Here is a 7,964-nt window from a genome sequence, read left to right on the forward strand (position 1 = left end):
ACGAGACGAGGTAAGCCATGCCCATCGACGCCGCCCATACCGCCCGCCCCGAACGCCTGCGCCTTGGCATGGTGGGCGGGGGACGTGACGCCTTCATCGGCGCGGTCCACCGCATCGCCGCCCGGATCGACGACCAGTACGAACTGGTCGCCGGTGCCTTTTCCTCGAACCCCGAGAAGGCGCTCGCCTCGGCCGCCGACCTGGGCGTGCCGCGTGCCTATACCAGTTTCGCCGAGATGGCGGCCAAGGAAGCCAGGCGCAAGGACGGGATCGACGCGGTGGCCATCGTGACGCCGAACCACATGCATGCGCCGGTGGCGATGCAGTTCCTCAAGCGCGGGATCCACGTCATCTGCGACAAGCCGCTGACCGCGACGCTCCCGGAGGCGAAGAAGCTGGCCAGGGCGGCCGAGGCCTCGGGCGTGGTCTTTGCGCTGACCCACAATTACACCGGCTATCCGATGATCCGGCAGGCCAGGGCGATGGTCGCGGCCGGAGAGCTGGGCGAGTTGAGGCTCGTCAACGTGGAATATGTCCAGGACTGGCTCACGGAACCCGTGGACAACAAGCAGGCCGACTGGCGCACCGATCCGGCGCGGTCCGGGGCGGGCGGGTCCACCGGCGACATCGGGACGCATGCCTTCAACCTTGCGAACTTCGTCACCGGCCTGACGCTCGAACAGCTTTCGGCCGACCTGACCGCCTTCGTCCCCGGCCGCCGGGTGGACGACAACGGCCATGTGCTGCTGCGCTACAAGGGGGGCGCGAAGGGCATGCTCTGGTGCAGCCAGGTGGCGCCAGGCAACGAGAACGGGCTGCGGCTTCGGGTGTATGGCACGAAGGGCGGGCTCGAATGGGCGCAGGAGGATCCGAACTACCTGTGGTTCACGCCCTTCGGCCAGCCCAAGCGCCTGATCACCCGCGGCGGCGCCGGATCGGGTCCCGAGGCCGCCCGCGTCACCCGCGTTCCCCCCGGCCACCCGGAGGGCTATCTCGAAGGTTTCGCCAACATCTACACCGAGGCCGCCCGCGCCATCCGGGCCGCCAAGGCGGGGGCCGCGGTTCCGGAGGGCACCACCTTCCCGGGGCTGAAGGAAGGACTTGAAGGTGTCGCCTTCGTCGATGCCTGCGTCCGCTCATCCGCCAAGAACGGCGCGTGGACCGCGTTGAACCTGTAGCCGGCAAGCCCTGCTTGCCCTTTAGCCAAATACTCCACGGGGGTCCGGGGGTGTGAACCCCCCGGCCTTGTCCGCGGGATCCCGGCCCGCCTGCCCGCGCAGCCGCGCCCGCTCGCGCTGCAACCAGAGCACGGTAAGCAGAAGCGGCGCATTGCCGATCTCGCCCGCCGCCATGACCTCGACCAGCCGGTCGAAGGACAGAAGGTGTCCCTTGATGTCCTCGGCCTCGTCGGGCGACCCGAAGACCCCGGCCACCCCGTCCGGCAGGTCGCAGAGCGCCACGAAGGAATAGAGATATTCCGCCACCGCCCCCGGCGTCGGGTAGTATTCCGCCACCTTTTCCAGCACGCCGAGAACCAGCCCCGCCTCTTCCACCGCCTCGCGCCGTGCCGCCTCTTCCGGCGTCTCGCCCGGGTCGATCCGACCGGCGATGGCCTCCAGCTGCCAGGGCAACGGATCGCCGCGACCGTAGGGCCCCATGCGGAACTGTTCGACCAGCAGCACCCGGTCGCGCCAAGGGTCGTAGGGGAGAACCGTCACCGCATCGCCGACAACGAAGACCTCGCGCGTCAGATCCGGGCTGAGGCTGCCGTCAAAACGGCGATGGCGCAGCCGGTGGACGTTCACCGCGAAGAACCCGGCATGGGACGGAATGACCCCCCTGGCCTCGACCTCGCCCGGCCCCTGGCGCAACGCGCGCCCTGGTGCTGCCGCCGCCCTGATCCGGCTTGCCGCCTCGACCCTCAGGCCGGGCAGGCGACGAGCCATCGCCTCGGCAGGCAGATGGCCGCAGCCCTGTAGTATCAGCGCGGCAAGCTCCAGCCCCTCCTCCCCGGCGGGCAGGCCATCCTGCCCCAGCACCGCCACGAGATAGGCCACACGCGCCCAAGTGCCGGCCGGATCCGCACCCGACACAAACGCCCGCAGCGCGGGCGGCCAGTCCTGCGGAAACCCGGTCACGTCACTTCCAGCGGCGGCCCGCGTTCTCGGTCAGAAGCCCAGCCGCAATGCCGCCCACGAGTATCGTCCCGAAGACCCCCAGCGACAACAGCCCGTGCGACCGCTGCGCCATCACCTGGAACACGTCGAGGATTGCATCCAGCGCGCCTTCGTAGCGCATCTTGACCGAGTTCTGCAGCATCTCGCGCAGGGCCAGCATGAACAGCGCCACCACCGCCAGGACGAAGGCGGTCTTGATCCCCGCCCCCGCCGCCTCGACATAGCCCTTGCCGGCGGATGGCCCCATCACCGCCCAGCCGACAAAAAGCCCGATGACCGCTGCACCCTCCCTGATCGGCCCGGCGGCCGAGGCGTCGGGCATGTTCATCGCGTAGTAGTTTGCCATGATCCACCCTACGACCGCAAAGCACAGCGCGGCCATGAGTTTCGAGGCGGTCGGCAGGGATGATGCCATTCGCAGCTGTCCTCAGTTCGGACGCGTCACCGTGATCTGCGTCACGTCGCAGTTTCCACCCTGGAACGCGCCCGCGCAAGAGGCGAGGTAGAAGTCCCACATCCGCTTGAACCTGTCGTCGAAGCCCAGCTTCCTGACCTCGCCCCAGCGGTCCGAGAAGGTCTCGTGCCAGCGCCGCAGCGTCAGGCTGTAGCTTTCCCCGAACTCGATGGATCCCTTGACGCGCAGGCCCGCCCGTTCGACCTCGGCGCGCAGGACCGAAGGTGCGGGCAGCATGCCGCCGGGGAAGATGTATTTCTGGATGAAATCCACGCCCTTGCGATAGAGGTGCCAGCGCACGTCCGCGATGGTGATGATCTGCAGCGTGGCATGGCGCCCGGGCTTCAGCCGCTCGCGCAGGGTGTTGAAATAGACCGGCCAGTATTTCTCGCCCACCGCCTCGAACATCTCGATACTGGCGATCCCGTCATAGGTCCCGCGTTCGTCGCGGTAGTCCTGCAGCTTGATCTCCACCCGGTCGGACAGGCCCGCCTTCGCGATCCGCTCCACCGCGTAGTCGTGCTGCGCCCGGCTGATCGTCAGCCCGGTGACGCGCAGGCCCCGCTCCTTCGCGGCATATTCGGCAAAGCCGCCCCAGCCGCAGCCGATCTCCAGCACATGGTCGCCCGCGCGCGCGCCCATCTGGTCCACCATGCTGGCGTATTTCCGGCGCTGCGCCGTTTCCAGGCTTTCCTGCGGGTTCTCGAAGATCGCCGAGGAATAGGTCATCGTCTCGTCCAGCCAGAGCCGGTAGAAATCGTTGCCGAGGTCGTAGTGATAGCTGATGTTCTTCCGCGCCTGGCGCTTCGAGTTCGACTGCAGCCAGAACCGCAGCCGCTCCCAGGCGCGCACCAGGCCCATGCCCGGAAAGCCGTCGCCGACGATGTTGTTCGCCGGGCGCTGGATCAGGTCGAGGAAGGCCTGCAGGTCGGGCGTCGTCCACCAGCCGTCGAGGTAGGCGTCGCAGAAGCCCAGGTCCCCCTCGCGCACCAGCCGCGCGAAAAGATCGGGATGCACCACTTGCAGTTCCGCCGCGATGCCCGGCGCGCGGCCCTCGACGCGGAACCGCCGCCCGTCCGGCAGCACGAAATCCAGCCGACCCTCGCCCAGCCGCCTGGTCACCTCGAAGGCCGTCGCGAAATATCGCGGCAGGTCGCGCTGGCCTTCGACCGTCGTCAGAACGTCCATATCCCCCCCCACAGGGCTTTTCCGTCACCACTTTCGCCAAAGCCGCGGCCTTGCTCAAGCATTTCGTGCCCCGTATGCCGCAAGGGCACGCGCGCGGCCCTCGGCCAGATCCACCACCGGCGCCGGATAGGGCTGGTCGGGCCGCAGCTGCCACGACCGCGGAACCGCCTCGAAATAGGCCAGCGCCTCGGCTCCGGGCGCGCGCGACATCTCGGCCAGGAACCTTCGGCGATAGCTGCCGTCGGGGTCGAACTTCTCGGCCTGCCCCGCCGGGTTGAACACCCGGAAATAGGGCGCGGCATCGGGACCGGATCCCGCAACCCATTGCCATCCCATCGCATTCGCCGCCGGGTCCCAGTCGGTCAGGCAGTCGGCGAACCAGTCCAGCCCGACCTTCCAGTGCGTCAGAAGATGCTTGGTGAGATAACTTGCCACCACCATCCGCACCCGGTTGTGCATCGTGCCGGTGACATACATCTCGCGCATCCCGGCATCGACGAAGGGCTCGCCCGTCATGCCGCGCCGCCAGCGTTCCGCCTCCGGGTTGTCGCCGCGCCAGGGGAAGTCGTCCCAGTCCGGCTTCCAGTTCGACGTGGTAATCTGCGGCGAATGGTGCATCAGGTGATAGCTGAACTCGCGCCAGGCCAGCTCGCGCAGGAAACTCTCCGCGCCCCCCGCCCCCTCCTCGCGCCGGCGCAGCGCCGCATGCCAGACCGCGCGGATGCCGATCTCGCCGTAGGTCAGATTCTCCGACAGCCGCGAGGTGCCCGCCACCCCCGGCAGATCGCGCCTCTCGCCATAATGCGCGACCGGTCCGTCCAGGAAGGCCGCCAGCTTCGCCCGCGCGGCGGCCTCGCCCACCGCCTGATGGCGGGCGACGACCCCGGCCCCCCGGTTCATCGCCGCGCCCAGCCGCCAGTCCTCCAGCCGGTCCGAGCCGGGCCGGACCGCGCCGCCCCGCAACGCCTTCGGTGCTGCCGCCGGCTCCGCCACCGGCAGCCCGCGCATCGCCTTCCAGTAGGGCGTGAACACCCGGTAGAACCCGCCCTGCCCGGTCTCGATCTCCCAGGGCTCGTGCAGAAGATGCCCCGCGAAACTGCGCGCATCCAGGCCCTCGCCCTTCAGCGCCGCCTTGACCCCGGTGTCCCGCGCCACGCTCGCCGGATCGTATAGCCGCGACCACCAGACCCCGCCCGCGCCCGCCTCCGCGACCAGCCCGCGCAGGACCTCCAGCGCCGGCCCGCGCCGCAACACCAGCCGCAGGCCCAGCCCCTCCAGCGCCCGGCCGAAGGCTTCAACCGCCAGCCCGAGCCGCCACTTCGGCGCCGCACCGAGGGCCTCGGTCTCCGGGTCCAGGATGAACACGGGCAGGAGAGGCCGCCCCGTCGCCGCCGCCGCCGCCAGCATCGGCTGGTCCGCCAGCCGCAGGTCGCGGCGGAACCACAGGATCAACGGCGCTTCTGACATTCCCCAGCCTTTCCCACCCTGGCATTACGCCGCGACCAGACAGCCGGATCACCCTGCATTTGCCCTTTTTGCAAATACTCCCGGGGGTTTGGGGGTGGCAAACCCCCAACGCCGTCCCTGCGCGCCTGCCGCGCAGGGACAAACGCAAGGGCTTGCGCGCCAGCGCGCCGCAAGATGGGCGCTACAGCACCCGGTCCAGCGCCGCGATCAGCCGCGCGACCTCCTCCGCGCTGGTGTAATGCACCGCGCTCATCCGCAACACCCCTTTCTCGCGGTCGATGCCCAGCGCCTCCAGCGGCCGCACGGCATAGAAGTCCCCCGCCCAGCAGGCGATCCCGTCGCGGCCCAGCACCTCGCTCACCGGCTCGGCCGGCCGGTCCAGCTCCACCGCCACCGTCGGCGCCCGCCGCGCGGCCTCCCTCGGCCCCAGAAGCCGCACATCGTTGCGCTGGCCAAGGTAGTCCAAGAGCGGCTGGATCACCGCCACCTCCTGCGCCCGCATCAGGTCATGCACCGCCCGGTTTCGCGCGGCCGCATCCCCCGTCACCCCATGCCGCGCGGCGAGTTCGTCGATGTAATCCGCCATCCCCGCGCAGGCCGCGACCTGGGCATGGTCCGGCCCCGCCGGCGTGTGCCGCTTGTAGAGCGTGCCGTGATTGAAGAAATGCGCCTGCCCCGGCAGCTCGAACCCGAATGCCTCGCGGATCACCATGATCCCCTGGTGCGGGCCATAGGTCTTGTAGGCCGAGAACAGGTACACATCGCAGCCCAGCGCCGGGATGTCGGGAAACCCGTGCGGCGCATAGCTCACCCCGTCCACCACCGTCCGCGCGCCCGCCGCCTTCGCCATCGCGCAGATCGCCGCCACGTCGTTGATCTCGGCGATCACATTGGAACAATGCGGAAAGCACACCAGCCGCACCTTCCCGTCCGCCAGCAACGCCGCCAGCGCCTCGGGGTCCAGCGACCCCGTCGCGGGATCGAGCTTCCACTCCCGCACCTCGATCCCCTCCTCGGCCAGCCGCCGCCAGACGCCGGAATTGGCCTCGTGGTCCTGGTTCGTCACCACGACGGCCCCCTTCCCGCCCGCCAGCCACTTCCGCACGGCTTGCGCCAGGACATAGGTGTTGGCGCTCGTCGAAGGTCCGAACGAGACCTCCTCCCGCTTGACACCCATCATCGCCGCCAGCCGGTCGCGCGCCTCGTCCATCTCGGCGCCCCCCGCCTGCGCCCCCGGATAGGGGCCATAGGGCTGCACCTTGCGGTCGCGGTAGAACCGGGTCAGCCGGTCCACCACCTGCACGCAAGGGTAGCTGCCCCCCGCATTCTCGAAGAAGGCATGCGAGGACAGCACCGGCGAGGCAAAGGCCGGGAACTGCGAACGGACGAATTCAAGATCAAGCGCCACGGCGCGACTCCCCTCTGGGGCCGCAGGCGGGACACACCGCACGCAGTGCGGGATGGTCCCGGTCTGCGGCAGGTCTTCCAGCCAGACGGACGGATGTCTCCCCGCCCGCCAGAGTCGGGACGCCCCCGACCTCGCCGACAGGACTAGCAAGCCCGCCGGCGTCCCGCAACCCCGGGCCGGCCCTGCGCTCCGCCCGCCAATCAGGCACGGTGACGCAAGGTCACCGGAATTTGCGCGGCTTTCTGCGGCAAAAGCTGCGGATAGTCGCAGTTTCCCCTTGTCCTTTTCCGGAACCCGAACCACCTTCGGCGCGTTGAAGGGGGGCGGCGAGGCCGCGACTTCGCAGGGGAAACAGACTGCGCAGGACGGATCGATCCGCCAGCGCATCACGCAGAGGAGATCACATGAGCCGCAGATCCATCGTCCTTCTTGGCGCCGCTTCCGCGCTGTCCATGTCCGTCGCGGCCCATGCCGCAGACCCCGAGCTGACCGTGCTCGACTGGGCCGGCTGGGAAATCGACGGCATGCTCCAGCCCTATGTCGAGAAGAACGGCCAGAAGCCGACCTATGTTTTCTTCGCCGACGATGACGAGGCCTTCCAGAAGGTCTCCTCGGGCTTCCGCACCGATGTCGTCCACCCCTGCGCCGCCGCCGTGCCGCGCTACATGGAAGCCGGCCTGATCGAGCCCTGGGATGTCTCGAAGATCCCCGAGTTCGGCAATATTCCGGCGCGCATGGCCGATGCCTTCAAGAATGACGAGGGCGTCTGGTTCATCCCGACCGACTACGCCTATACCGCCATCGCCTACAACGCCGAGACCGTCCCGGCCGAGGATGTCGCGACCGTCCAGGTCTTCGCCGATCCGAAATATGCCGGCCGCATCGCGCTGCCGGACAACACCGACGACATCTGGTCGCTGGCCTTCATGGCGACCGGCGTCACCTCCTGGGAGAACGTGACCGACGAACAGTTCCAGGCCGCCGCCGACTGGCTGCGCAAGGTGCATCCGAATGTCCGCGCCTACTGGGCCGACCCCTCGGAACTGTCGCAGCTGATGGCCTCGGGCGAGGTGCAGGTGGCCTGGTCCTGGAACGACCCGGTCGCGATCCTTCAGGGCGAGAACTTCCCCGTCGGCTTCAACCGCGCCCCGAAGGAAGGCGCGGCCACCTGGTTCTGCGGCTTCGTCAACATGAAGGACGGCCCCGGCAAGGAGGACAAGGCCTACGACCTGATGAACTCGCTGCTCGCGCCCTCCTCGGCCGAGCCGCT

Annotated in this window: 7 protein-coding genes; 2 read left to right on the forward strand and 5 right to left on the reverse strand. The window is 68.9% G+C overall.

Annotation, left to right across the window (positions count from 1 at the left end):
• The first annotated feature begins 17 nt into the window (after nucleotides 1-17).
• Entirely contained in the window at nucleotides 18-1,178 is a 1,161-nt protein-coding gene (locus tag ACK4IU_RS18005; protein WP_409738040.1) for a Gfo/Idh/MocA family protein, read from the forward strand.
• A 21-nt stretch (nucleotides 1,179-1,199) separates the two neighbouring features.
• Here ACK4IU_RS18005 and ACK4IU_RS18010 read toward each other — a convergent pair whose 3' ends face one another.
• The 5 genes from ACK4IU_RS18010 to ACK4IU_RS18030 form a co-directional block, all read right to left on the reverse strand.
• Nucleotides 1,200-2,138, reverse strand: coding sequence for an NUDIX domain-containing protein (locus tag ACK4IU_RS18010; protein WP_409738043.1), 939 nt, complete (start codon nucleotides 2,136-2,138; stop codon nucleotides 1,200-1,202).
• A 1-nt stretch (nucleotide 2,139) separates the two neighbouring features.
• Nucleotides 2,140-2,592, reverse strand: coding sequence for a TrgA family protein (locus ACK4IU_RS18015; RefSeq protein WP_409738046.1), 453 nt, complete (start codon nucleotides 2,590-2,592; stop codon nucleotides 2,140-2,142).
• Between the two features lie 12 nt (nucleotides 2,593-2,604).
• Nucleotides 2,605-3,819, reverse strand: a complete 1,215-nt coding sequence (locus ACK4IU_RS18020) for a class I SAM-dependent methyltransferase (RefSeq protein WP_409738049.1) — start codon at nucleotides 3,817-3,819, stop codon at nucleotides 2,605-2,607.
• A gap of 54 nt (nucleotides 3,820-3,873) precedes the next feature.
• The gene (locus tag ACK4IU_RS18025; RefSeq protein WP_409738052.1) at nucleotides 3,874-5,286 is read right to left on the reverse strand and encodes a cryptochrome/photolyase family protein; all 1,413 of its coding nucleotides are present in this window, start codon (nucleotides 5,284-5,286) and stop codon (nucleotides 3,874-3,876) included.
• A gap of 181 nt (nucleotides 5,287-5,467) precedes the next feature.
• Nucleotides 5,468-6,694 carry an aminotransferase class V-fold PLP-dependent enzyme gene (locus tag ACK4IU_RS18030; protein ID WP_409738055.1) on the reverse strand — a complete coding sequence of 409 codons (1,227 nt, stop codon included), beginning with the start codon at nucleotides 6,692-6,694 and terminating at the stop codon, nucleotides 5,468-5,470.
• Nucleotides 6,695-7,098: 404 nt separating this feature from the next.
• Here ACK4IU_RS18030 and ACK4IU_RS18035 point away from each other — a divergent pair.
• Nucleotides 7,099-7,964, forward strand: an 866-nt coding sequence (locus ACK4IU_RS18035; protein WP_409738058.1) for an extracellular solute-binding protein, incomplete at its 3' end; no start/stop codon positions are given.

Source organism: Tabrizicola flagellatus (assembly GCF_046295235.1).
GTDB classification, from domain to species: domain Bacteria; phylum Pseudomonadota; class Alphaproteobacteria; order Rhodobacterales; family Rhodobacteraceae; genus Tabrizicola; species Tabrizicola flagellata_A.